27 protein-coding genes and 1 tRNA gene are annotated in these 21948 nt (G+C 66.8%); 7 read left to right on the top strand and 21 right to left on the bottom strand.

The window, feature by feature from the left end; genetic code table 11:
- Positions 1 to 110 precede the first annotated feature (110 nt).
- Positions 111 to 914 carry an HNH endonuclease family protein gene (locus QK291_RS06565; protein ID WP_282380219.1) on the top strand — a complete coding sequence of 268 codons (804 nt, stop codon included), beginning with the start codon at positions 111 to 113 and terminating at the stop codon, positions 912 to 914.
- 36 nt (positions 915 to 950) lie between these two features.
- Here the strand turns inward: QK291_RS06565 and QK291_RS06560 are convergent, their stop codons facing one another.
- Complete coding sequence (locus QK291_RS06560) at positions 951 to 1472, bottom strand: hypothetical protein (RefSeq protein WP_282380218.1); 522 nt, start codon at positions 1470 to 1472, stop codon at positions 951 to 953.
- Positions 1469 to 2449 (bottom strand): 1-phosphofructokinase family hexose kinase, encoded by a 981-nt coding sequence (locus tag QK291_RS06555; protein ID WP_282380217.1) that lies wholly within the window; start codon positions 2447 to 2449, stop codon positions 1469 to 1471. The genes QK291_RS06560 and QK291_RS06555 overlap by 4 nt, the downstream gene beginning before the upstream one ends.
- Positions 2450 to 2585: 136 nt before the next feature.
- Between QK291_RS06555 and ppk2 the strand changes: the two genes are divergently transcribed.
- Entirely contained in the window at positions 2586 to 3512 is a 927-nt protein-coding gene (ppk2, locus tag QK291_RS06550) for a polyphosphate kinase 2 (RefSeq protein WP_282380216.1), read from the top strand.
- A gap of 82 nt (positions 3513 to 3594) precedes the next feature.
- Entirely contained in the window at positions 3595 to 4308 is a 714-nt protein-coding gene (locus tag QK291_RS06545) for an alpha/beta hydrolase (protein ID WP_282380215.1), read from the top strand.
- A 28-nt stretch (positions 4309 to 4336) separates the two neighbouring features.
- Here the strand turns inward: QK291_RS06545 and def are convergent, their stop codons facing one another.
- The 4 genes from def to orn form a co-directional block, all read right to left on the bottom strand.
- Positions 4337 to 4909 carry a peptide deformylase gene (gene def, locus QK291_RS06540; RefSeq protein ID WP_282380214.1) on the bottom strand — a complete coding sequence of 191 codons (573 nt, stop codon included), beginning with the start codon at positions 4907 to 4909 and terminating at the stop codon, positions 4337 to 4339.
- A gap of 39 nt (positions 4910 to 4948) precedes the next feature.
- Positions 4949 to 6103, bottom strand: a complete 1155-nt coding sequence (locus QK291_RS06535; protein WP_282380213.1) for an acyl-CoA dehydrogenase family protein — start codon at positions 6101 to 6103, stop codon at positions 4949 to 4951.
- A 106-nt stretch (positions 6104 to 6209) separates the two neighbouring features.
- Positions 6210 to 6282 (bottom strand) — tRNA-His (locus tag QK291_RS06530).
- A 192-nt stretch (positions 6283 to 6474) separates the two neighbouring features.
- Positions 6475 to 7128 (bottom strand): oligoribonuclease, encoded by a 654-nt coding sequence (orn, locus tag QK291_RS06525; protein WP_282380212.1) that lies wholly within the window; start codon positions 7126 to 7128, stop codon positions 6475 to 6477.
- A 159-nt stretch (positions 7129 to 7287) separates the two neighbouring features.
- On the opposite strand from orn, the gene mptB reads away from it, so the two are divergent.
- Entirely contained in the window at positions 7288 to 8844 is a 1557-nt protein-coding gene (gene mptB, locus QK291_RS06520; RefSeq protein ID WP_282380211.1) for a polyprenol phosphomannose-dependent alpha 1,6 mannosyltransferase MptB, read from the top strand.
- Here mptB and QK291_RS06515 read toward each other — a convergent pair.
- A complete protein-coding gene (locus tag QK291_RS06515; protein WP_282380209.1) occupies positions 8837 to 9517 on the bottom strand; it encodes a DNA alkylation repair protein in 681 nt (226 codons plus the stop codon). The genes mptB and QK291_RS06515 overlap by 8 nt on opposite strands.
- 44 nt (positions 9518 to 9561) lie before the next feature.
- Here QK291_RS06515 and map point away from each other — a divergent pair, with 44 nt between their 5' ends.
- The gene (gene map, locus QK291_RS06510) at positions 9562 to 10329 is read left to right on the top strand and encodes a type I methionyl aminopeptidase (RefSeq protein ID WP_282380207.1); all 768 of its coding nucleotides are present in this window, start codon (positions 9562 to 9564) and stop codon (positions 10327 to 10329) included.
- Between the two features lie 565 nt (positions 10330 to 10894).
- Here the strand turns inward: map and QK291_RS06505 are convergent.
- Positions 10895 to 11389, bottom strand: coding sequence for a lipopolysaccharide assembly protein LapA domain-containing protein (locus tag QK291_RS06505; RefSeq protein WP_282380205.1), 495 nt, complete (start codon positions 11387 to 11389; stop codon positions 10895 to 10897).
- Between the two features lie 215 nt (positions 11390 to 11604).
- Between QK291_RS06505 and QK291_RS06500 the strand changes: the two genes are divergently transcribed.
- Positions 11605 to 12621, top strand: coding sequence for a magnesium and cobalt transport protein CorA (locus QK291_RS06500; RefSeq protein WP_282380203.1), 1017 nt, complete (start codon positions 11605 to 11607; stop codon positions 12619 to 12621).
- Between the two features lie 366 nt (positions 12622 to 12987).
- Positions 12988 to 13278 carry a hypothetical protein gene (locus QK291_RS06495; RefSeq protein WP_282380201.1) on the top strand — a complete coding sequence of 97 codons (291 nt, stop codon included), beginning with the start codon at positions 12988 to 12990 and terminating at the stop codon, positions 13276 to 13278.
- 350 nt (positions 13279 to 13628) lie between these two features.
- Here the strand turns inward: QK291_RS06495 and QK291_RS06490 are convergent, their stop codons facing one another.
- From QK291_RS06490 to QK291_RS06430, 13 genes are all read right to left on the bottom strand, one after another.
- A complete protein-coding gene (locus tag QK291_RS06490) occupies positions 13629 to 14093 on the bottom strand; it encodes a hypothetical protein (protein ID WP_282380199.1) in 465 nt (154 codons plus the stop codon).
- A gap of 108 nt (positions 14094 to 14201) precedes the next feature.
- Entirely contained in the window at positions 14202 to 17534 is a 3333-nt protein-coding gene (locus QK291_RS06485) for a phage tail tape measure protein (protein WP_282380197.1), read from the bottom strand.
- A gap of 102 nt (positions 17535 to 17636) precedes the next feature.
- A complete protein-coding gene (locus tag QK291_RS06480; RefSeq protein WP_282380195.1) occupies positions 17637 to 17885 on the bottom strand; it encodes a hypothetical protein in 249 nt (82 codons plus the stop codon).
- Complete coding sequence (locus QK291_RS06475) at positions 17875 to 18249, bottom strand: hypothetical protein (protein WP_282380193.1); 375 nt, start codon at positions 18247 to 18249, stop codon at positions 17875 to 17877. Before QK291_RS06475 ends, QK291_RS06480 begins: the two co-directional genes overlap by 11 nt.
- Before the next feature lie 166 nt (positions 18250 to 18415).
- Entirely contained in the window at positions 18416 to 18592 is a 177-nt protein-coding gene (locus tag QK291_RS06470; protein ID WP_282380191.1) for a hypothetical protein, read from the bottom strand.
- 2 nt (positions 18593 to 18594) lie between these two features.
- Positions 18595 to 19440 (bottom strand): hypothetical protein, encoded by an 846-nt coding sequence (locus QK291_RS06465; RefSeq protein ID WP_282380189.1) that lies wholly within the window; start codon positions 19438 to 19440, stop codon positions 18595 to 18597.
- Between the two features lie 25 nt (positions 19441 to 19465).
- On the bottom strand, positions 19466 to 19861 hold the full coding sequence (locus tag QK291_RS06460) for a hypothetical protein (RefSeq protein WP_282380187.1): 396 nt from the start codon (positions 19859 to 19861) through the stop codon (positions 19466 to 19468).
- Positions 19858 to 20124: a hypothetical protein gene (locus QK291_RS06455; protein WP_282380184.1), complete on the bottom strand. Its 267-nt coding sequence runs from the start codon at positions 20122 to 20124 to the stop codon at positions 19858 to 19860. Before QK291_RS06455 ends, QK291_RS06460 begins: the two co-directional genes overlap by 4 nt.
- A complete protein-coding gene (locus tag QK291_RS06450) occupies positions 20124 to 20339 on the bottom strand; it encodes a hypothetical protein (RefSeq protein ID WP_282380183.1) in 216 nt (71 codons plus the stop codon). Before QK291_RS06450 ends, QK291_RS06455 begins: the two co-directional genes overlap by 1 nt.
- Positions 20340 to 20492, bottom strand: a complete 153-nt coding sequence (locus tag QK291_RS06445; protein ID WP_282380182.1) for a hypothetical protein — start codon at positions 20490 to 20492, stop codon at positions 20340 to 20342.
- Positions 20489 to 21238, bottom strand: a complete 750-nt coding sequence (locus tag QK291_RS06440; protein ID WP_282380181.1) for a helix-turn-helix domain-containing protein — start codon at positions 21236 to 21238, stop codon at positions 20489 to 20491. The genes QK291_RS06445 and QK291_RS06440 overlap by 4 nt, the downstream gene beginning before the upstream one ends.
- A gap of 33 nt (positions 21239 to 21271) precedes the next feature.
- The gene (locus QK291_RS06435) at positions 21272 to 21397 is read right to left on the bottom strand and encodes a hypothetical protein (protein WP_282380180.1); all 126 of its coding nucleotides are present in this window, start codon (positions 21395 to 21397) and stop codon (positions 21272 to 21274) included.
- Positions 21394 to 21738 carry a hypothetical protein gene (locus tag QK291_RS06430; RefSeq protein ID WP_282380179.1) on the bottom strand — a complete coding sequence of 115 codons (345 nt, stop codon included), beginning with the start codon at positions 21736 to 21738 and terminating at the stop codon, positions 21394 to 21396. Before QK291_RS06430 ends, QK291_RS06435 begins: the two co-directional genes overlap by 4 nt.
- Between the last annotated feature and the right edge of the window lie 210 nt (positions 21739 to 21948).

Here is a 21948-nt window from a genome sequence, read left to right as displayed (position 1 = left end):
ACTGTGGATAACGCCGGCGACGGCGGAGGCCGGGCCTAGGCTTCAAGGGTGGTAAGAATTCGGCCCGCCCCGGGACGCACCGGACCCGGACTCCCTGCGCGGGGGCCGTCTTGACGCTCACCTGGCCGGAATTCCGGCGGGAACGACGCCGGTCCCGCCAGGCGTGGGCGCTGCTGGCCGCCGCGGCACTCGCCGTCGTCGCGGGTCTCGGCTGGTTCTTCACCGCCGGGCAGTTTGCCGTTGCCGAGCCACCCACGGACGGGCCCCGTGAGGCGCCGGTGCTGGCAGCCGGCTGGATGAACCCCGTCCCGGCGGTGCGACCCGTTCCCCGGGGCCCCGCCGCGGCGCTGCTGGACACGCTCCCGGTCAAGGGCCGGGCGGGCCGGGACAACTACGACCGCAGCGCCTTCGGGCAGGCCTGGCTGGACGTGGACCGCAACGGCTGCGACACCCGCAACGATATCCTGCGCCGGGACCTTTCGGGCGCCGAGTTCACCGCGGATTCCCGCTGCCGGGTGGCCGGCGGCACTTTCCGGGAACCGTACACCGGCCGCCAGCTCACGTTCCGCAGGGGAGCCGGGAGCAGCGTGGACGTGCAGATCGACCACGTGGTGGCGCTGGGGGATGCCTGGCAGAAGGGCGCCCAGCAGTTGACCGCGGAACAACGCGAGTCCCTGGCGAACGATCCGCTGAACCTGATCGCCGTCGACGGCCCGGCCAACCAGGACAAAAGCGCCTCCGACGCCGCTACCTGGCTTCCGCCGAACAAGGCCTTCCGCTGCCACTACGTTGCCCGGCAGATCTCGGTCAAGGCCGCCTACCGGCTGTGGGTCACTCCGGCGGAAAAGGACGCCATGCGCCGGATCCTCGACTCCTGTCCCGGGCAGCAGACGGTTGTCGCGGCCGCCCGGTAACCACGCCCGCCGGGGGCAGGACACGGGCGGGATTGCCTAACGTTTGATTGCCTGGATCTGGAGCCTGACGGGGCCGGCGGTCTCCGGGCCGCCGCAGGCCTCGCTGCCGCCCACCCGGGTCCAGCCCGGTTCCACGTCGCGCCCGGCCAGGACGCTGCCATCTGCGGAGTACGCCCTGATGGTCACCGTCTTCGGGGACCGCATCATCAGGCTGACCCGCCAGGTCCGGTCGTCGACCCGCGCCGCCGTGAAGGGACTGTAGTCAGGCACGGACCGGGACGGCGCAGGGGTGACCGCCAGGGTTGTGGCCGGGGCGGGCACGGTGCCCGGGGTGAGGGACGTCCCGGGAGCGGGCACCGGGCCGTCCGCGCGGATCGAGCAGACGCCTTCCGCGCAGAACTCCACCAGGCTGACCTTCTCAACGCTGCCATCCAGGGACACGGTGAGGGTGTTAAACCACGCAATGGCAGGGCAGGCGTTTGGTACGGGCCCGGAACAGCCGGCGTTGGCCACAGCCAGCAGCATCGCGGCAGCCAGCCCGGCCGGTCCCGTCTTCACTCTCCGGGACCCCCGTCTAGGGCCTGGGCGGTCAGCTGCGCCTCCAGCCGTTCGACGTCCGCGCGGTGGCAGAGCTCCGTGGCAACGGTCGTCACTGTGGCGCTTCCCGCGGCGACGGCGGCCCGGAGTGCCTCCTCGGGGGTGCGGCCCTGGGCCAGGCGGAGGACGAAGGCGGCGAGGAAGCTGTCGCCGGCTCCGACGGTGCTGGTCACCTTCACCCGGGGCACGGCCAGCCGCAGAATCCCGGATTTCGAGGCGAGCACGGCACCTTGGCCGCCCAGGGTCAGGGCGACATGTTCCGCCGAGCCGTCGGCGACCAGCGCCGCGGCCGCGGCGACCTGGCTTTCATTGTTCTCGAGCGTCGTTCCGAAGTGCAGCCCGAGCTCCCGTCGGCTCGGCTTGACCAGGAAGACGCCTTCGGCGAGGGCTTCGGCCAGGGCCGGCCCGGAGGCGTCCACGATGCAGCGCGCATCCTGCTGCCGCGCGAGCCTGGCCACCCGGGCGTAGAAGTCCTCCGGGACGCCCGGCGGCAGGCTTCCGCTGGCCACGACATACCCGCCCGCGGGAATCGAATCCGCCACGAGCGCCAGGCACAAACGCCACTCGGGCTCACTCAATTCCGGGCCCTGTAGAACGAAGCGGAACTGCTTGCCCGTCGTCGTCTCATCGACGGTGAAGTCCTGGCGGGTGCTTCCCTGGATCGGCACGGCCAGGGTGGGGACGCGTTCGGCTTCGATGAGCCGGCGGTACGCCTCTCCGGTGGGTCCTCCGGCGGTGTAGACCGCCAGGGTCCTGCCGCCGAGGCGCTGGACCACCCGGGAGACGTTCACGCCGCCGCCGCCCGGGTCGAGGCGGCTGGTGCCGCAGCGCAGCTTGTGGCCGCTGATGACCTGCTCCGTGGTGGTGCTGACGTCCAGGGCGGGGTTGACGGTGAGCGTGAGAATGGGCTGCATCGGCATCGGTCGGGGGGCTTCCATGGCCCAAGCATAGGAGCATGAGGTTGCCGGTGTCTTCGGCGGCAAGTCCCCTTGTGCCGCAGTTGCCGGCTCGGCGAGAATGGGCGCGGCAGGACTGGCGGGACGAACGTCCGCCGCAACGAGTGGGACGGGAACCATGGCAGATGGCAAGGACGGCGCCGGCAAATCCGGCTCCGGCAAGGACGGCAACGGCAAGTCCGGCTCCGGCAAGGGAAAATCTGGCCGGAAAGGCGCCAAGGGGCGTGCCTCGAAACGCCCGGGACGGTTGCCCCTGAGCGTTTATGAGGCCGAGCTCTTCCGGCTCCAGGCCGAGCTCGTCGCGCTGCAGGAATGGGTCCGCAGCACGGGGGCGCGGGTGCTGGTGATCTTTGAGGGACGCGACGCCGCCGGCAAGGGCAGCGCGATCAAACGGCTGACGGAGTACCTGAATCCGCGCGTCGCCCGCATCGTGGCGTTGCCGGCCCCGACGGACCGGCAGCGGGGTGAATGGTATTTCCAGCGCTATGTGCAGCATCTGCCCGCCGCCGGGGAGATCGTCCTGATGGACCGTTCCTGGTACAACCGGGCCGGCGTCGAACATGTGATGGGATTCTGCACGCCCGCGGAACACAAGCGCTTTATGGCCCAGTGCCCGGTCTTTGAACGCCTCCTGGTCCAGGACGGCATCCTGATGTTCAAATACTGGTTCTCGATCAGCCACGCGGAACAGGAACGGCGCTTCAAGTCCCGGCTGGATGATCCGATGCGGCAATGGAAACTCTCGCCGATGGACCGGGAGGCGATCCTCCGCTGGGAAGACTATTCCCGGGCCAAGGACGACATGTTCATGCAGACTGATACTGCCGAATCGCCCTGGTATGTGGTCGAGGCGGAGGATAAGCGCCGGGCCCGGATCAACATGATCGCCCATCTGCTCTCCAGCATCGACTACACGGAGGTCCGGACGGAGCAGGTGACGTTGCCGGAAAGGCCCAAGGCCGTCAACTACACGCGCCCGCCGCGGGAGTTGTTCCGGTACGTTCCGGATCACGCCTCGATATTGCAGAAATCCGACGAGGAGTAGACGAGGGGTGGCTGTACCAGCCCGGATGGGAATTTTTACCCGGACCGTGCCGCCCGCGGTCCGGGGCGGGTAGGGTACCGGCATGGACATCATTCTGGTTCCCGGATTCTGGTTGGACGCCTCGTCGTGGGCGGAGGTGACTCCGGCGCTCGCCGCCGCCGGGCATCAGGTCCACCCGCTGACCCTGCCCGGGCTGGAATCGGTCGACGCGCCCCGCGCCGGCATTGGCCTGCGCACCCACATCGACGCCGTCGTGGCCAGGATCGACGCGCTTGATCACGTGGTGGTCCTGGTGGGCCATTCGGGCGGGGGCGCCATCATCCACGGCGCCGTCGACGCCCGCCCGGACCGCGTGGTCCGGGCGATCTACGTTGACAGTGGTCCGCTCGGCGAGGGCGGGGTGATCAACGACGAGCTCCCGGAGGACGGCGACGACGTGCCGCTCCCGCCGTGGGAGCTGTTCGAGGATGAGGACCTTACCGGCCTCAACGAGGAGCTGCGGGCCATGTTCCGCGCCCGCGCCGTCCCGGAGCCGAAGGGCGTGGCCCAGGACCAGCAGCGGTTGCACAATGAGGCCCGCTTCGGCGTCCCGGCCACCGTCATCGCCTGCGAGTTCCCGTCCGCCATGCTGATCGAGATGATCGCGGCCGGTCACCCGTACGTCGCCGAACTCGGGCGCGTCCGCGACGTCGACTACGTGGACCTTCCCACCGGGCACTGGCCCCAGTTCACCAAGCCGGCCGAACTGGGGGCGGCGATCCTGGCGGCCGTCGACCGGGGAGCCGTAGGCCGCTAGAAGTAACCGGCAGAATTGAGCCGGGACCCTAGTGCCCGAAGGGGTCCGGGTCCACGCCGGGCATCCACGTGAGCCCGGGGACGCCCCAGCCGCTCTTGCTGGCCTGTTTCATGGCCTTGCGGGCATAACGGTCAATGAGCCGGTTGACGTAGAGCTTGCCGTCGAGGTGGTCGTATTCGTGCTGGATCACCCGGGCAAACCAGCCTGTCGCCTCGAAATCGACCGGCTTGCCGTCCCCGTCGAAGCCCTGCACCCGGGCCCAGTCCGCGCGCTTGAGCGGGTACTGCCCGCCGGGGAAGGACAGGCAGCCTTCCTCTTCCTCGTCCGGATCCGGCAGCGCCCCGGAAACCTTGGAGAGGGTCAGCACCGGGTTGACGACGGCGCCGGAGGGCGGGGCGCCGTCGTCGTTGTCGTATTTGTAGATGAACAGACGTTTGCCCACACCGACCTGGGGCGCGGCGAGACCGACGCCGTTGGCGGCGTCGTTGGTCTCGAACATGTCGGCGATCAGGGTCCGGAGCTCGTCGTCGAAGACTTCGACCTCGGCGGCCCGGCGGTGCAGCACGGGCTCGCCCCAGATCGTGATGGGCAGAACGGTCATGTCGGTAAAGTTCCTTTGGTGCTGTGGTGAAGGGCAGGGTCAGTCGGCGATGGTGCGGCCGACGACGTCGCGCATGATTTCGTTGGTGCCGCCGAAGATGGTCAGCAGCCGGGCCGCCAGGAAGGCCTGCGCCACGGGGTATTCCAGGATGTAGCCGTAGCCGCCGTGCAGCTGGAGGCAGCGGTCGGTGACAGACTTGGCGCGCTCGGACGCCCACAGCTTTGCGCGGGCGGCGGAGGATGCGTCGAGTTCTCCGGCATTGAAGGCCCGGATGGCCTGGTCCACGTAGGTTTCGGTGACCTCGACCTCGGTGAGGATGTCGGCCAGTTCGAAGCGGCTGTTCTGGAAGTCGATGATCCGCTCCCCGAAGGCGTTGCGGTCCTTCGTGTAGCGGATGGTCTCCTCGTAGATGGCGCGGACGACGGCGGAGCTTGCCACAGCGATCGCGAGCCGGCCCTGGGGGAGCTGCTCCGCGGCGTACTGCAGGCCCTTGCCCTCCGCGCCGACGAGGTCCGCGTGCGGAACCCGGACGTCATCGAAGAACAGTTCGGCGGTGTCCGAGGCCTTGAGGCCCATCTTGTCCAGCTGCTTGCCGGTGTTGTAGCCCTCGCCCTTGCCGACCATGAACAGGGAGAAGGAGTCGTGGTTCCCGCGGCCGGTGCTGCCGTCGGTGCGGGCCAGGACCAGGGCCGCGTCGCCGGAGATGCCGTTGCCGATGAAGGTCTTCTGGCCGCTGATCAGCCAGCCGTCGCCGTCGCGCACCGCCCTGGTGCGGATGCCGCGGAGATCCGAACCCGCGCCGGGTTCGGTCCAGGCGACCGAGGTGACTGTCTCGCCCGAGACCATGCCGGGAAGCCAGCGGCCCTTGAGGTCCGCGGAGCCGTAGGCCAGCAGATGGGGGAGGACCATGTCATCGTGCAGGTGGAACGCCAGCGCCACGGCGAGGTGGTTGCTCCTGGCGAACTCCTCGTCCAGCACGGCGCGGAAGCGGTAGTCGTCCATGCCCAGGCCGCCGAACTCCTCCGGAACGGCCAGGCCCAGCAGGCCCTGCTCGCCGGCCGAGGTCCACAGGTCCCGGGACATCATGTGGTCCTGGTCCCACTGGGCGTAGTGCGGCGCCACGGCGCGCGTGTTGAACTCGGCAGCCATCTCACGGAACATCTCGTGGTCTTCTTCAAAAAGCGTGCGCTTCACTGCGGTTCCCTCCGTTCACGGGTCCATGGACAGACAACAAAGGCCGCACCGGATATCCGGTACGGCCTTCGTCTAAGGTCGGACACTTACTGCCGTCCTTCATGAGGGTGAGCGACGGGGGTTGAACCCGCGACCTCCTGGACCACAACCAGGCGCTCTGCCAACTGAGCTACGCCCACCATGTGCCCCGCCATGCCTTCCGGCGAACCGGCTGGCTGAAAAGGCAACGACAAACAGCTTACCTGCTCTTCGGGGCTGCTTTTGCCATTTTTCGGTTTTTCACCAAAATTTTCCGCTAACGTGGCGCAGATTACTCCCGGCGGCCGGCCGCCGGGCTGTCTGGTGCGTGAGCTGCGCGGTCAGCACCGGCGCTACTGCGACGGCGTCCGGGCGGGGGCCTCGGCGGTTGCCTGTTCCTCCGCCACGCCCATGACTTTCCTGGCGATCCGCTGCGCCGTGGCACTGTCCGGCCCCGGGGCGGGGACGAAAACTGCCTCGCGGTAGTACCGCAGCTCGTCGATGGAGTCCTGGATGTCGCCGAGGGCGCGGTGGCCGCCGAGCTTGGCGGGGGACTGGAAGTAGGCCCGCGCGTACCAGCGCCGGGAGAGTTCCTTGATGGTGCTCACGTCGATGACCCGGTAGTGCAGGTGTTCCACGAGGTCCGGCATGTCACGGACCAGGAAGACGCGGTCGGTTCCCACCGAGTTGCCGCCCAGCGGGGCCTTCTTGGGCTCCGGCACCCACTTCTTGATGTAGTCCAGGACAATCGTCTGGGCCTCCGCCATGGTCTTGCCGTGGGGGAGTTCCGCCAGCAGCCCGGAACGTGTGTGCATGTCGCGGACGAAGTCGTTCATCTGCGCCAGCGCGGCGTCATCTGGCTTAATCACGACGTCGACCCCGTCGCCGAGGATATTGAGCTCCGAGTCCGTCACCAGCGCGGCCACCTCGATGAGGGCGTCGTTGATGGTGTCCAGGCCGGTCATTTCGCAGTCGATCCAGACAATGCGTTCATTAGATATAGGCACGCGCCCAGCCTACCGTTCCGTCGCCGCAGGGCAGCCCGATGTTAGGATTTCGGGTACGCGGGCGGCGAAATTTTTTTGTCGTCGCGGCGTGCCCCGGACCGGTTCCCACGGCTGGCAGAGCGCGCGGAAGAGCCCCACAACAGATTGGACGATCCTGAGATGACGGTGCCTGTGCCAGCGGCGGGGAAAACGGCTGCCGGCACGTCCCCGGCGGCCACCGCTGCTGAAGTGGACAATGCCCGTTCACCGCTGCTGGCGGGATTCGTAGGGTCCCTGCTGATGGCGATCGGTTCGCTCGGCGTGGGCTGGCTTGCCCCGGCTTCCGAGCTCCGCCGCATTCCGCTGTTCATCTGGATGCGTACCGAAGCCGTCGGCGTTGCCCTGTGCATTGTGCTGCTGGCCGTCGGCGGGATGCTGCTCGTCCGGGCCTGGCTCAGGCTCGGCCAGCGCGTCCGGGTCTGGGGAGCCGAGGCCCGCAAGGCCACCCTGCAGGCGGTCCTGGTGTGGGGGCTGCCCCTGATGTTCTCCGTGCCGCTGTTCAGCCGCGACGTGTATGCCTATATCGGGCAGGGACGCCTGATGGTGGAGGGCTTCAACCCTTACGAAAACGGCATCTCCGCCCTGTCGAACTATTTCCAGCTCGGTGCCGACAAGATGTGGACCGAGGCCCCGGTGCCGTACGGACAGCTCTTCCTCTGGATCGAGCAGCTGGTCGTCTGGTCCACCAACGTGCACCCGGAAGCCAGCATCATGCTGTTCCGCCTCGCCGCGCTGGTGGGAATCGTGCTGTGCGTCATCTACGTGCCCAAGCTCGCCGAACTGCACGGCGTCAACCCGCACCGCGCCCTGTGGCTGACCGCAGCCAACCCGCTCTTCCTCACCAACTTCATCGCCAGTGTCCACAACGACGCCCTCATGATCGGACTGGCCCTGGCCGGACTCTACTACTGCGCCACCCGGCGGGTCATCCTCGGCCTGGTCCTGGTGACCCTGTCCATCTCGGTCAAGCCCATCACCATCGTCTTCCTGCCCTTCATCGGCCTCCTCTGGGCAGGAAAGAACGCCAGCTGGCCGCGCAAGTTCGTGTTCTGGGGGCTCACCGCCGGGATCAGCCTGGCCCTGCTGTACGCCATGAGCCTGGTCAACGGCTTCGGGTTTGGCTGGATCAACGGACTCTCCGCCCCGGGCAGCATCTGGATCTGGTACGCCCCGGTCGGGCTGCTGGGCCTGGTGGTCGCTTCCATCTTCAACGCCTTCGGACTCGACGGCTGGGGGCTGGCGAAGTGGGTGTACGACGCCGGCAAGCTGCTGGCGCTCGGCATCATCTCGTGGCAGATTTTCCGCGGCGACTACGACCGGCTGATTCGCCGCCTCACGCTGGCGTTCGCCGCCGTCGTCGTCCTGGCCCCGATGATCCAGTCCTGGTACGTTGTCTGGCTCATTCCGCTCTTCGCCGTCACCGGCATCCGCGATGACTGGCAGGTCAAGGCCCTGTACTTCATCGTGTCGTTCTTTATGGTGTACGCGATCTCGGACCAGCTGGAAGTGTTCCCGTACCTGCAGACGGCCGATCTCGGCCTGGCCCTGGCCCTGGCCCGCAATGCCGCCGCGATCATTGCCCTGCTCTTCGCCCTCTACCTCATCTTCCTCGACCCCAAGACCAAGCTGCTGTTCACCAAGTCCGAGGAACCGGTCACCACCCGCCCGGTCATCTGAGTTTCCGCAGGGCTTCCCGGCGGGCGAGCGGGCTCAGTGCCTCGCCGTGGCGAGCCGCGAAGTTCCGGACCCAGTCCTGATCCGTGGCGGAGTAGTCACGCAGGGCCCAGCCGATCGCCTTCCGGACAAAGAACTCGCGGTCGGCCAGATTGGGTTCGATGACGGCCGCCAGGAGGTCAGGGTCCGTCGCGGACTTCGCGCCCAGCTGCGCCGTGATGGCCGCCCTCCTGATCCAGAAGTCCGCATCCGTGCTCCAGCGGCGGAGCACGTTGGACATGTCCTCCCGGTGGCTCTGCAGCAGCTCGCAGAGCCGGTGCGAGACCCCGTCCACCAGGTCCCACCAAGCGCCGCTGCGGATGATCTCCTCGTACAGCGGCAGCATGCTCATTTCACCGGCGGCCAGCTTCAAACCGGTGAGGTCGATCGCGGCGTAGCGTTCCTCCCGCCAGCTGGCACCGCGCCAGAGCTCCAGTACGGTGGACTGCACGTCGGGGAGGGAACCGGGCGGCAGCCGTTTGGCCGCGTCCTTCACGATCCGCCGGACCTCAGGAACCCGGACGCCCAGCGAGGGCATCTCGGACTTCAGGTAGGCCTGCGCCCCCGCGGCCCGGGCCGGATCGGCGGCAGCCCGCAGCCCCGATCGGATCGCTGACATGAGTTCAAGGTTGGCCATGGGGCAACTTTAGCCAGGCTCCGGCTGGCCCTAGAGTTGAAGACATGTCGATGATCAAGAGTCCCGCCGAGATTGCCCTGATGCGCGAAGCCGGCCGGGTGGTGGCCAATACGCTGGAACGCGTCCGGGAGGCTGCCCCCGTCGACGTGTCCCTGAAGGAACTGGACGAACTGGCCGCGGCGACCATTGCCGCCGCCGGGGCGACGCCTGCCTTCCTGGACTACAAACCGCGGTGGGCCTCGGTGCCGTTCCCGGGGGTGATCTGCACGTCCGTCAATGATGCCGTGGTGCACGGCATCCCCAACGACTACCGGCTCCAGGATGGCGACCTGCTCAGCGTGGACTGCGGGGCGTTCCTCGAAGGCTGGTGCGGGGATGCTGCGATCAGCTTCATCGTGGGCACCGCCGACCCCGTGGACCAGGCCCTGATCGATGCCACCGAGGCCGCCCTGGCCCGTGGCATCGAGGCTGCCAGGATCGGCAACAAGATGGGGGACCTGGGCTACGCGATCGGCGGCGCCTCACGGCGCGCCGGCTACGGGCTGCTGGCCGACCACGGCGGCCACGGGATCGGCAGGACGATGCACGCCGAGCCGCACGTTCCCAACGAAGGCCGTCCCGGCCGTGGGATCAAACTGACCGAGGGGCTGGTCATAGCGATTGAGCCGATGCTGATTCTGGGCGGCAAGGACGACTACTTCCACGACGACGACGAGTGGACCCTGCGATCGGCCGGCGGCCACCGCGCGGCCCACAGCGAGCACACCGTCGCCATCACGAAGGACGGCCCGGTCATCCTGACCCTGCCTTAGGGCCCGGCGGCGGCGCGCCCTGAGGGCCCGGCGGCGGCGCCCCCTGAGGGAACGGCGGTGGCGGTGGCGCCTCCTTAGGGAACGGCGGTGGCGGTGGCGCCTCCTTAGGGAACGGCGCCGGCGGGCGGACGACGGCACGGCCGGGGGAGACCACAAAACAACTCACGGACCACAGCTGTTGCCCGCCAGGATCCGGGACCGCCTCAGGGGATGCCGCTGCCAGAACCTTCGAGCGCAGGATCCTGGGGTAGCAGCCGCGGGGCTCGACGGCGCACCAGCCCACGGGATTCCCGTCGCGGAAGGCCAGCAACCCCGGAGCCGGGGCGCCGCCGCCGAACTTGTTCCGCAGTTGGATTCTCCGCTGTTCCGGGGTCGACTCTGACCACTGTGTCCCGGTGAGGGCGAAGAAACGGCACCAGCAGCGCGCCGGCTCGCCGCGGAAGCCGACGAGGCGCTCGACGTCGGGCCAGTCCGCCGCCGCGGTGGTCAGGGGTCCGGGCCCGCGGGGGTCTGGATCACCCATGGAAGGAGGTCAGCTCCCTGCCGGGGTCAGCTCCTGCCGATGTCAGCGCGTGCGCGCCCCCGGACGGGCCTGGCGGCTGACGCGCTGACGATGCGCCGCGACCCGCAGCTGAATGATGCGGGCGGCTCCGGCGATGGCCACGAGCACCCCGCCGCCGACGGCCGCGATGAACAAGGCAATGCCCAGCGGAACGGCCCCTTGAAGGCCAAAGAACTTCACCTGCACGTATTCCTGATTCTGCAGGATGAAGGCGATGAGCAAAATCAGCACCACCAGCGCGCAGGCCACCGCGGCCCAGACCATACCGGCGCGGGTCACCTGGCGCGGTTCCGGGGCGGGCGTTTCGGGCGTCGCGGCCCGGGCAGGTTCCTCCACCGGCGCCGGCGCAGCCGGAGCCCCGGACACAAGATCGGTGCCGCCGGCCGGGACGTCAGCGGCCCCCGGGTACTCGTCAGCCGGCCCGGAGGACCGGGTGGGCGACGCACCGTTGGGACTGTTGGGATCGTGGGGGTCAAATCCGCGGGGGGTCTGGGTCATGGCGGCCGTACCTTTCGGTTGCGGGCGGAACGCACAGGCTGCCCCTGGTGTCCTGCCGATCCTCCATTCTAAGAGTGCTGATGGCTGACGGGTGGTTATGCGCGGGAAGGGGCGCGCTGCCGCAATTTGTGGGGCGGCAGGTTCGGGCTGTTGGCACGGGGCGGGCGACGGTATAGCGTCGCAGCCAAGGAAGGCCTGGTGGAGGAGGCGCTGCCGTGAGCATTGTCGACAACGCGGTGTACGTGAAGGGTTACCGGACCGCGGACCCGGAGAGCCTGGACGAGACGTACTTCATCCTGCGGCAGCGCCAGGGCATGGCGTGGATCGGGCTCTACCGGCCAGACGCGGAAGAGCTGCGGTCCGTGGCCGAGGAGTTCGATCTCAACCACCTGGCCGTGGACGACGCGCTCGCCGGCCATCAGCGGGCGAAGCTGGAACACTACGGCGAAACGCTCTTCCTGGTGCTGCGCCCGGCCCGCTACCTTGACGACCTGGAGAAGGTTGAGTTCGGCGAAATCCATGTCTTCCGCGGGGCGGATTTTGTGGTCACCGTCCGCCGGGCCGAATCACCGGACCTCGCCCGGGTCCGCCGCCGGATGGAATCCCAGCCTGAGTTCCTGGCGCTCGGTCCGGACGCCGTGCTCTACGCGATCCTGGACCAGGTCGTGGACGAGTACGAGCCGGTCGCTTCCGGCCTGGAAAACGACGTCGACGAAATCGAGGACGAGCTCTTCGCCGCAGACCCGGGCGTATCCCGCCGGATCTACGAACTCTCCCGCCAGGTCATCATGTTCCAGCGGGCGACGGCACCCCTGGCCTTGATCCTGCAGTCCCTGATGGCCGAAGCCCCGGACCACCAGCCCCGGCCCGAGTTGCAGGACCACTACCGGGACGTCCTGGACCATGTGTGGCGGCTCGGTGAGCGGGTCGCGGCCTTCCGCGCCCTGCTGCAAAACGCGCTCGCCGTCAACGCGGCGCTCGTGGCCCAGCGGCAGAACGACGAAATGCGCCTGCTGACCGAGTCGAGCTACGCCCAGAACGAGCAGGTCAAACGGATCTCGGCCTGGGCGGCCATTCTGTTCGCACCGTCCCTGATCGGCACCATCTACGGAATGAACTTCCGCAGCATGCCTGAACTGGACTGGGTCTTTGGCTACCCAATGGCACTGGGCCTGATGATCGTCATGGGCGGTCTGCTCTATTGGACGTTCAAGCGCAACAAGTGGATCTAGGCCCTCGCTGCGTGTGCACGGCCCCGGAGGGGCCGCGGGTCTGGCCTGCGGAAACTTCCGGCAGGCCAGACCGGCGCTCTGGTGCCCCAGGAGGGAATCGAACCCCCGACCGGCGGATTAGGGGATGCTGGTTTTTGTCCTTGTTCGTTGTTCCCCATTGACCCCTAGATTCCGGGGATTCTGCGCTTATGCGGAGTGGGTTAGGCTCGTTGTTTGTCGTCAGTAATCGTTGTTTCCGGTGGGTAAACGGTGGGCGGCTGGCTCAGCGAAGAGCCGCGTATGAAGCTGGGGACCGGCGCCGTTCACTTATACGACGTCGGCGCCGGTTAGAATCTGGGGCAATCGCCACAACATCCAGGGGGAACCATGAGCACGACAATCACGGCACCGGAAGACTCGAGCGTGCCCGCGGGATTCATCGAGGCTATGGACGCGGTCCGGCCGGATCTGCCGGCGGGCTACTGGGACGGGCCGTCCGAGACCGGAGACGGCTGGCGGATCGAGACAACATTCACCTTCGAGCGCGGCGTAGCCTTCGAGCTCCTGCCATTGGGTAGTGGCTATGCCCTAGGCGTGCTGACGGCTCCGCAGGCAGCGGCGGCGGGAACTGCCCTGGCTGCCCTCGCATCCAGGTACGCCGGGACCGGGCCAGCCTGACGGCGTGAGCGCCTAGGACTCGCCCCGGCACCTTGTCATGGGTCCGGGGGCTTTTCTGTGGCCGTCAGCGGTCAGCCCTGAGGGCGGCAATGGAATGTCCCACAAGCTGCGGGACAAACGTCCAGCCAGCGTCTGGATACTTGCGCAACGGCTTGTTGCGCGAAAATGCCCGCCGCCATGAAGGGGGGCATGGCGGCGGGCGATTCACTACCCAGCATATGTGCCGCGGGTGCCCTGGCGGCAACGGCCGGCCGGAGTTAGCACGGGTGTGTTGCTTCCCCGATCCGTGGGCGGCCCTGCGCTTAGGTGCAGACGCCGTTACGGGTTTGGGCTGCGGGTTGGATTGCGACCTAGTGGGGGACGTCCTCCGGCCGGATGTAGTTGCCGATGCCGTGCACGCGCCACTCGCCAAACTCTGGCCGCCACACCAGTGTGACGACGGCCGCGAAGGGTAAGACCTGATCTTCGAGGGCTTGGAAGCTGTCCGTGGTGCCAGCCAAGATCTTGAAGTAGGCCACGTCGTCATCTCCGTGTGCCCGGTTGACCTGCGAGCCGTAGCCGGGATCCTCGATTGAGGCCAGAAATGCGGAAGCCTCCGCGAAGTCACCGAACGCGAGTAGCGACTCGGGGGTTGCCAACCGTGAGAGCGCAACGTGGTATTCCTTGGGGTCATCGAGCGCGTTGCAGAACATCATTCCCACGGCCACAGGATCCTGGAACGAGAATTCTGGCATCACCGTCTCGGCTTCGTCGTCGGCGGCAAAGCGTCGCCATTGGGCGGAAGGCTGGTCATCTGGGTGCGCGTTGTACGACATGCCCCAATGCTAGCCACCGGGGGTGACAAAACGGGGCCAACCTCTCCCCCTTCCAGAAGGGGCGGGCAGGAATCCTCGATGTACAGATTCCCGCCCGCCGATTCTCTTCTAGACGGACAGTGCGTTGGCGCGGCGGGAGAACTCCATGAAGGTCGCCCGCGGGTCGCTTTGTTCGGTGATGTTGATGTCTCCGAAGGTGGCGCCTCGGCCGGATGCTGCGGACATGCTCACCGCGGCCGGTGAGTACCCTGCGAATGACTGGTTCTGCCCGTAGCCGCCGGTCATGGACTTTGACGGGACGACTTCCAGACCAAGCCGGGGGGCGATGGTCTGCATGATGCCGCGGTTGCGTGCTTCCTGCCCGGGCTTCCCGCTGATGTAGGCCTCCCACCCGGTTTCTGGTTCCGCCCAGGTGATGTTCGCCCCGCCGCGGGCGATCATCGACTGACGGTGCAAACCGTTCGCCGCGAACACATGGGGAGCCCCGAACGCGCCGTTGATGCCACCATTCGCGTAAGCCTTGGGCCCCGACGATTTCCCACCGGACCCCGCGCCTTTACCGTCGGTGCCAGCTGACGGGTCGTAGAACCCTGACGCGTCGGTCCTGAAGAAGATCGTCTTGTTCGGGTTGATGTTGTCGACGGCCTGTTTGATCGCTGCCGCTTTCGCCATGGTGTCGGCGTAGCCCTGGATGGCGACGTCGATCGGGACCCCCTTGGGGATGCCGAGCGCGGCGCGGGCCATGTCGTCGGCCTTCGTTTCACCCATCCCGAATCCCATGGCCGTGTCCTTGAGCGACTGGTAGGTCTGCCCGAGCTTGGCCTGCAGCTCCGGCTGGGTTGCCCCGGCGTCGGCCATCGCCTTCGTCGTGGCCCTTGCGCTGCCTTCCAGTTCCCCGAACACTCCATTAGCCGCCCGTCCTGCGACGGTGGACAGGTCAAAAGCCCCGGTCGTGGCATCGAGCACCATGTTCCCGGCCTTCTGAGTCGCCATGACTTCATCGATGCTGACCTTGAGCGCGTCGAGATTCTCCTGGTAGGCGGCTTCCGCGTCCCGCGCCGACATTGTGGCGATGCCCGTTGCGAACATGGCATCCAACAGCTTGGACAGGGAGATGACTACGCCGTCCGCGGAGAGTCCCATCTCCTCAAGCGCCTCGGCGGCCTCGGCGGAGGCGACCGCCTGAGCCTCGGCGGCCGCGGCCTGACCCTCGGTCGACTTCTGAGCCGCCAGCATCCTTGTCGGGATCGTGCCTGCCGCGAGCGCAAGTAGCTCGTTCGGCTCCAGTGCTATGCCGGCGGCCTGCCCCAGCTTCAGGAGTGCGTCCTTGTAGCCCGGCATCTTATCGAGCGCGTCCTGCGCGCCCTTGCCGTTCTTCTTGAACTCCTCCGTGAGCAGGTTGAAGGTCTTCGCCGCCGACGCGGCGCCGCCGTTCGATGTGACCTCACCGAGGGTTTCCCCAAGGCCTTTCAGCTTCTCGTCCAGCTGGCCGAGTTCGGACTTTGCCACTCCGGGAATCATCCCGGTGAAGCCGTCGAAGAACTGGTTGACGTTAGCCTGCCAGTCGTTCTTCGTCAGCTTCCCGATGGCGTCCGACAGGCTATTCACGCCCGACACGGTCGAGGACCCGCCGAACTTGTCGAAGGACTGGAACAGCGAATCGAGGCCGGAGGAATCCGCGTTCTTGCCCGCCGCGGACACTTTCATGATCGCGTTGGCGTACTCGGCCGCGGACGTCGTCTGCTTCTCTCCGAAGATCGCGCCGATCGCACTGAGTGCCAGGAGGGCGACCATCGCCCCGCCGGCGGCCTTACCGATCTTGCCCAGCCCGGCGGTAAGGGGTGCGTTGGTAGCGGCCAGCGTCTGGAACGCCGCCCGGGTAGCGAGGACCTTCGGAAGCAAGGTGATGAACCCGCCGGCCAGCAGCGCCGTAACCCCGATCACGCCAGTCATGCCGGTGGCCAGCCCCAGGAACTCCGGCTTGACCTTGCCGAGCCCGTCGATGACATCTTCAAGGCCCTGCACCAGCCCGCGCAGGGCTGTTGCCGCGCCGCCGCCGCCCTGGATGAGGACGGTATCGAAGGACCCGCCCAGCTTCTCCAGATCGCCAGCCAGGTTGTCCTGCTTAATCGCCGCGGTAGACGCCGCGAACCCGGACTCGTTGACGCCGTCAATCCAGCCCTGAATGCCTGCCGCGCCCTGCTCGTACAGAACATTGGAGGCACGGACAGCATCGGAACCGAAGATGATCTTCTGCGATGCGGCGCGCTGCTCAACCGACAGGGTCGAGAGTGAGGTCTGCAGCTTGCCTGCGAACTCGGCCATGCCGATAAAGTCGCCCTGAGAGTCATAGGCGGAGATGCCGAGTCGTTCCATCTCCTTGCTGGCGGCCTCCGATGAGGGCGTGAGGGCCTGCAGCATCGTCTTGAAGGACGTGCCAGCATCCGAGCCGATCAGGCCCGCAGAAGCGAACGCCGCGAAGGTGCCCGTGGTTTCCTCGATGGTCAGCCCCGTAGCGGCGGCGACGAGGCCGCCCTGCTTCAGCGCCGCGCCCATGTCCTCGACAGAACCTTGAGCCTTGCCAGCGCCAGCGGCCAGGAGGTCAGCGACGTGCGGCAGGTCGGAGCCCTTGAGTTTGAACTGGGTCATCGCCGTGGCGGCGAGTTCCGCAGCGTCAGCGACGCCGAGGGACCCGGCAGCGGCGAGCGACAGCGCACCGGCGAGGCCGCCGGAGAGGATGTCCTTGGTGAGAACGCCAGCCTTGGACAGTTCGGTGATCGCGTCAGCGGCTTCCGTCGCGGAGAACGACGTGTCGGCGCCCATCTCGATAGCGGCGTCCCGCAGGAGCTGCATGTTACCGGCAGTCTCGTGCGTCGCGGCACTAACCTCTGACATGGCCTTGTCGAACTCGGCGTACTTGGCGATAGCCAAACCAACACCGGCCACGACGGCGGCACCGAACGCCAGCAGGGTCCCGCCAGCCTTGTCCCAGGCGTCTTCGTGATCGCGGACCGAGGCTGACAGCCGCCCCATGTGGGTCGTTGCCTCGCCTGCCGCCGCGGTAGTCGCGGCGAGTTCCCCGGCGGCGTGCTGCTGCTGCGCGGCAAACTCCCGGGTAGCGTCGCTGGCAGTATCCAGACCCAGCTCCGCCGCGTGCGCCTCCGTGACCATGTTCCCGAACTGGTCCGTCAATCGGCCCGCCGAGTTGTACGACAGCCCGAACCCCTGCGCAGCCTCCTGAGCAGCCTTGCCGGCGTCATTCAGTGCGACCCGGGCAAGTTGCGCAGCGGCGCGCGCCTCCGTCAGCGCCTCCTGCGTGGCCTGCCCCGCCTGCTCAGTGGTCCGCCCCATCTCACGTGCGGCAGTCGCGGCCTGATCCATCTGACGGCGGAAATCGCCGATTTCGGCCCGGATCTTGACAATTACATCTCGTGAGGTCATATCTCTCCCTTGGAATAAAAACGGTCCAAGGTTTTGACATGAGCCTATCAGTCAGAGGGCCGTCCATGCCGGTGATACACGCTAGTCTTCGTCCCCGCGGCTTTACCTGCCGTTGCCGAACTGCGCCGGCCTGAGGCTCATAGCCTGGACAAATTCCCGTGCCTTTGCGCCCTCGATGGCAGCGCCTCCGGACACGTCCCAAACCCTGACGGGCACGCCGTTTTCCCAGGTGATGATTCCCCGGAAGCCGAACGTTTCGTGCGCCGTCCGCCGGCGCCGCACATCGGTCTCCACTGGCGGCAGCTCCGGGGCTGGCTGGAGGGCCCTGGCCGCCCGTCTGCTACTTGCCATCAGCGATCCTCCACCCCAGCGCCGCCATCGCCTTGGGGGTAAGCCCCAGAGACTCGGAGGCATAACGGCACTCCTGAGCAACCCACGCCGTGCCCCCGTCGCCACTGAGCAGGCGGGACTCGTACTGCACAAGCAGGGCCACCGTGCCGCGGCAGCTGTCGTCCCACTGCGTGGCCTGCGGGGATTCCCACAGCTCCGACCAGCGGTCCTGTTCAACATCGGACCACTCCCGCGACTTCGGAAGATCCGGCACCGGCAGCGTGCACCCCTCCGCCGGCAGTTCCACAAGGGCCGCCCGGATCGCCGCCGCCTGCGGCCGGTACGCCCTCGAGTTGGGCTTGGTCGTGTTCCTCTGAGTGCCCATTCTTGGGCCTCCTTTCGTCGTTGCATTGAGGTTGAGCGGTTGGCAGACATCCGAGCGCCCTCTCCGGCGGTCAGTGGGGCGGGGGCCTTTGGGGTCCCCTCCCCACCCCTTCTGGATGGTGCATGGGGCCGGGCGGTGTGTGCTCGGCCCCATGCTGTGCCGTTGTCTACGTCTGCTTGGTTGTGTGCCCGAACCTGCGCCGGGCTTCAGCGATGCCGGCGGCTGTCCCTGCGGCTGGTGTGTTGGGGCTGGGCTTGGCGTTGCCGAATCGTTTGGCTGCTTCGGCTTTGCCTTTGTCCCATGCGCTGATGGGATGGTCTTCGGTGTCGGTGGTGTCGGCCATGGCTATGCGTCCTGCTTGGCTTGTGCTGCTCGGGCTGCTGCTTCTGCTGTCTTGACTGCGGCTGTGAGTTGGGCGGCGGTGGGTACCCATGGTTCGGCGTCGTCGTGGTCGAGGATCCAGGCGTGCAGTGCGGCGGGGTCTGTGTCGCCGTTGCGGGTGGGCCATGGTGCGGCGGTGTCTTCGCGGGCCCAACGGTCCCGTGCTGTGCCGCCGTACCATCCGGGCCAGAGCTCGGCGTAGTTGGCGAGCAATCCGAAGGTGCCGACGCGTTGGAGGCTTTCGTGGGAGCCGAGCCGTTCAACGAGCATGGTCTGTGCGGCGCGGATGTGGAAGATGGTGGCGCGGTGCTTGAGCATGGCTGACCATTCGTCTGCTTTGCCTGCTTCGATGGCCTGCTCTGCGTCGTGGATGCCGTGGAGTCCGAGCTTGCGGGACTGGGTGTAGGCGTCTTTCAGTGTCCCGTTCAGGTGGCTGAGTAGCTGGTCGTATCCGCGGCGGATGATGTTGTCGAGTTCGATGCCGAGCTGCTTCTCTGCTGCTTCGATGATCTGGATTCCGGCGGCGGCCGTGCGTGCCTGGTCGGTGGCGGCGGCTGCGGCGCTGGTGCTGGCTGCGATGACCCCGGGTGTTTCGGTGGCGGGGGTGTCGAGCATGGTCTCGGCCAGGGCGGCGGCGATGCCCGCGTGCGTGGCGGTGGCTTCGTGCTGTGCGCGGACTGCTGCGACGAGGGGCGCCTTGAGCCCTTCGACGGCGTTGACGTGGGTGTCGTAGCCGGGGAGGGACGCGAGGGCGGCTCGGAGGGGCGCTGACGGGCTGTGGAAGCGGGGGGCTGAGGGGATGTAGGTCATGGGGTTTCCTTTTCTGTGGGGGTTGTCAGGACTTGTGGGGGTGTTCCACGGCGTCTGCGATCGAGGACTCCTCCGTGGTGGGGCCTGATGCGCGGCCGATGGCTTCGCGGTAGTTGAATCCGGGGTTGAGCCCTTCCATGGTGTCGACGGCGGGGTTGAAGATTTCGACGGCGAAGATGGCGAGGGCTGTGGAGAGTGCTCCGATGATGTGTTTCTGGTCGACGCCGGTGGCCGCGAGTGTGACGACGCTGCCCCAGATGGCGGATTTCATGGTTTCGACGTCGTTGGACGTGGCCGCGACGGCGCCGGCTAGGTGGCCGCCGAATTCGTAGAACGGGTCTCCGATGTCGGTGAGCTCGGTGGGGGCTTGGTCTGTGCCGACTACGGCGAAGTAGTGGGGCTGGTTATGGTCGGTGGTCATTTGCTGGGCTCCTTTGTTGCGGGGGTGGAGGCGGGCGGGGGAGAGTTCGGACTTGTGTCGTGGGCTTCGACGGCGTCCGCGATCTGGTCGGCGAGTTTGAGGGCTTGCGCGATGGGAAGAATGCCGTGGATCCGTTCGCCGCTCCGGAGGATTACCGCGGGTTCCTGCTCTCCGGTGGGCGTGCTGAGGATCGCGGGCCGGGCCCGGTAGCTGAACGCTTGCACGATGTTCCTGCGGTGGTGGTCAGGCTGTGAGGTGAACATCAGTTCGCCCTGCCCTGGCCGGCGGCGACGTCGGCTATCTCGGTGGCTACCCGGATGGCGTCACTGGTTGGGATGCAGAATTTGAGATGGATGCCGTTGAAGACTGCTATGGCGTTCACGTCCCCGTCGGGGCTGCTGATCAGTGCGGGCGTTGCCTTGAGGCTTCTGCCGGCTTCGAGGTTCTGCGCGTGAAAGGGTGCGTGGCTGATGAACATTTATTCGTCTCCTGGTTCGTAGATTGCTAGGCGTTGTTCGGCTTCGAGTGCACGGTCCCGCCAGCGGCGGGCTTGTTCGTGCTCTTCGAGGGTTTTTGCCTTGAAGATTTCGCAGAGGTCCATGAGGTCCTGGCGGGAGAGCTTGGCGGTCACGATGCCTTCCGTTCCTGCTGCTTTTCGTACTCGGCCTGGAGCTTTTCCAGCCCTGCGAGCTGCCGGGATCTTTCATCTTCGATCGAGGGGCTTTCAGCCAATTCCTGAAATCCGCTCGCGCGTGCGTCACCTAAGGTGACCGACGCTGGTTGGTGATTTATGTAGTGGTCTTTGATGTGGTGGTAATGATCTGGTGGGCCGTCTTGGGTGACGGGTATTTCCTCCAAATTGACGGGTGTTTCCGCACTGGTGACGGGTGACTCTTTCGGATTGACGGGTATATCCGTGGAATTGTTCGCCCGAACATCTTCCGAACATCCCATGTCACCCGTCACTGGTGCTGGGTCTTTAGTGGAATCACCCGTCACTGGTGCGGGGTGATTCTCGTCCGGGTCAAGCATTGGGATCCGCTCCAAGAGATCCGATGGAATCGTTAGCCTGTACTCGCTGGCATAGCCGCCTGACCGGCCGCGGCCAGCCGAGTGGCCCTTGTATGTCATCTCTATGAAACCGATCGCCTCTAGGGCTCGCTGGCCTCTTTCTACGGTGCTGATACTCGTCCCCATGACGTTTGCCAGGCGCTTCTGGCCCGGCCGAACACGCGTACCATCCGAGTTGGCGTACGTCGCCATAACCAGACCGAGCAGCTTCACGCTCGGGGGCTTGATCACGGCACGGCGCACCAATCGTTCCCACTCAAACCGGCCTTGCGGTTCGCGGGTGAAATCCGGATGGCTCTCGTTCAACTTGTCAGTGTCCTAACTGGAAGGCTCGGGGGCTCAGAAGGGAGAGCCGAAGATGAGCTTGTTGAGGATGGCCGGGACCGAGATGGCGATACACACCAAGCTGCTGGCGAGGATCCAGAAGACTGCCCTTGCGGCCTGCCGGATCGCCAGGCGCATCATTCGGCGTTCCTGATGGCTTGGGCGGCGGCGGTGAGGTCGGCGGCGAGCTGCAACGCCTCGTCGGGTGTCAGGTTCGCGTAGGACGGTGGCTGGTGCTCCGCTACCCACAGCTCGAGCGAGTGGGCGCCGGTGGTGGAGTTCCACGCTGGCGTGATGAACCAGCCGCCGTTTATCGTCTCGGTACCGATCCAGTGATCCGAGCATCCTTCCGCCAGGACGTATCCGGCTGGCGGCGTCGGGATCGGGGGCATGCTGTCCAGGAACTCGGAAAGCGTCATGCCCTTGGCGTGGGCCATGTCGCCAGCTTCTCGCACTGTTGCGGGGGTCTTGGTAGTGTTCATGGTGAATCTCCTAGGAATGGGTTGGTTCTGAGGCCGTGACGGACTTTGGCGAGGCGTCACGGCTTTTTGCTGTCTTGAGGCGGATCTTGCACAGCTTCGCCGGAGTGGCGGTGGGAATGTGCTGCGGCTGGCAGGTGCACTGCCCCGGCCACTCGCACTCACAGGCGCTCACTCTGCAGCCTCCGGCTCGGCCGGTTTCAGATACGGGTT

This window comes from Arthrobacter sp. AL12, assembly GCF_029960645.1.
Classification (GTDB): domain Bacteria; phylum Actinomycetota; class Actinomycetes; order Actinomycetales; family Micrococcaceae; genus Arthrobacter.
Note: the sequence above shows the minus strand (reverse complement) of the source record. Positions and strands in the feature narration are given on the sequence as shown.

What these genes read in the sequence shown, in the direction of transcription:
- QK291_RS06555 (WP_282380217.1), bottom strand. Translation starts at nt 2,449, where the DNA reads ATGGAAGCCCCCCGACCGATGCCGATGCAGCCCATTCTCACGCTCACC.
- ppk2 (WP_282380216.1), top strand. Translation starts at nt 2,586, where the DNA reads ATGGCAGATGGCAAGGACGGCGCCGGCAAATCCGGCTCCGGCAAGGAC.
- QK291_RS06545 (WP_282380215.1), top strand. Translation starts at nt 3,595, where the DNA reads ATGGACATCATTCTGGTTCCCGGATTCTGGTTGGACGCCTCGTCGTGG.
- def (WP_282380214.1), bottom strand. Translation starts at nt 4,909, where the DNA reads ATGACCGTTCTGCCCATCACGATCTGGGGCGAGCCCGTGCTGCACCGC.
- mptB (WP_282380211.1), top strand. Translation starts at nt 7,288, where the DNA reads ATGACGGTGCCTGTGCCAGCGGCGGGGAAAACGGCTGCCGGCACGTCC.
- QK291_RS06515 (WP_282380209.1), bottom strand. Translation starts at nt 9,517, where the DNA reads ATGGCCAACCTTGAACTCATGTCAGCGATCCGATCGGGGCTGCGGGCT.
- map (WP_282380207.1), top strand. Translation starts at nt 9,562, where the DNA reads ATGTCGATGATCAAGAGTCCCGCCGAGATTGCCCTGATGCGCGAAGCC.
- QK291_RS06505 (WP_282380205.1), bottom strand. Translation starts at nt 11,389, where the DNA reads ATGACCCAGACCCCCCGCGGATTTGACCCCCACGATCCCAACAGTCCC.
- QK291_RS06495 (WP_282380201.1), top strand. Translation starts at nt 12,988, where the DNA reads ATGAGCACGACAATCACGGCACCGGAAGACTCGAGCGTGCCCGCGGGA.
- QK291_RS06490 (WP_282380199.1), bottom strand. Translation starts at nt 14,093, where the DNA reads ATGTCGTACAACGCGCACCCAGATGACCAGCCTTCCGCCCAATGGCGA.
- QK291_RS06485 (WP_282380197.1), bottom strand. Translation starts at nt 17,534, where the DNA reads ATGACCTCACGAGATGTAATTGTCAAGATCCGGGCCGAAATCGGCGAT.
- QK291_RS06480 (WP_282380195.1), bottom strand. Translation starts at nt 17,885, where the DNA reads ATGGCAAGTAGCAGACGGGCGGCCAGGGCCCTCCAGCCAGCCCCGGAG.
- QK291_RS06475 (WP_282380193.1), bottom strand. Translation starts at nt 18,249, where the DNA reads ATGGGCACTCAGAGGAACACGACCAAGCCCAACTCGAGGGCGTACCGG.
- QK291_RS06470 (WP_282380191.1), bottom strand. Translation starts at nt 18,592, where the DNA reads ATGGCCGACACCACCGACACCGAAGACCATCCCATCAGCGCATGGGAC.
- QK291_RS06465 (WP_282380189.1), bottom strand. Translation starts at nt 19,440, where the DNA reads ATGACCTACATCCCCTCAGCCCCCCGCTTCCACAGCCCGTCAGCGCCC.
- QK291_RS06460 (WP_282380187.1), bottom strand. Translation starts at nt 19,861, where the DNA reads ATGACCACCGACCATAACCAGCCCCACTACTTCGCCGTAGTCGGCACA.
- QK291_RS06455 (WP_282380184.1), bottom strand. Translation starts at nt 20,124, where the DNA reads ATGTTCACCTCACAGCCTGACCACCACCGCAGGAACATCGTGCAAGCG.
- QK291_RS06450 (WP_282380183.1), bottom strand. Translation starts at nt 20,339, where the DNA reads ATGTTCATCAGCCACGCACCCTTTCACGCGCAGAACCTCGAAGCCGGC.
- QK291_RS06435 (WP_282380180.1), bottom strand. Translation starts at nt 21,397, where the DNA reads ATGATGCGCCTGGCGATCCGGCAGGCCGCAAGGGCAGTCTTCTGGATC.
- QK291_RS06430 (WP_282380179.1), bottom strand. Translation starts at nt 21,738, where the DNA reads ATGAACACTACCAAGACCCCCGCAACAGTGCGAGAAGCTGGCGACATG.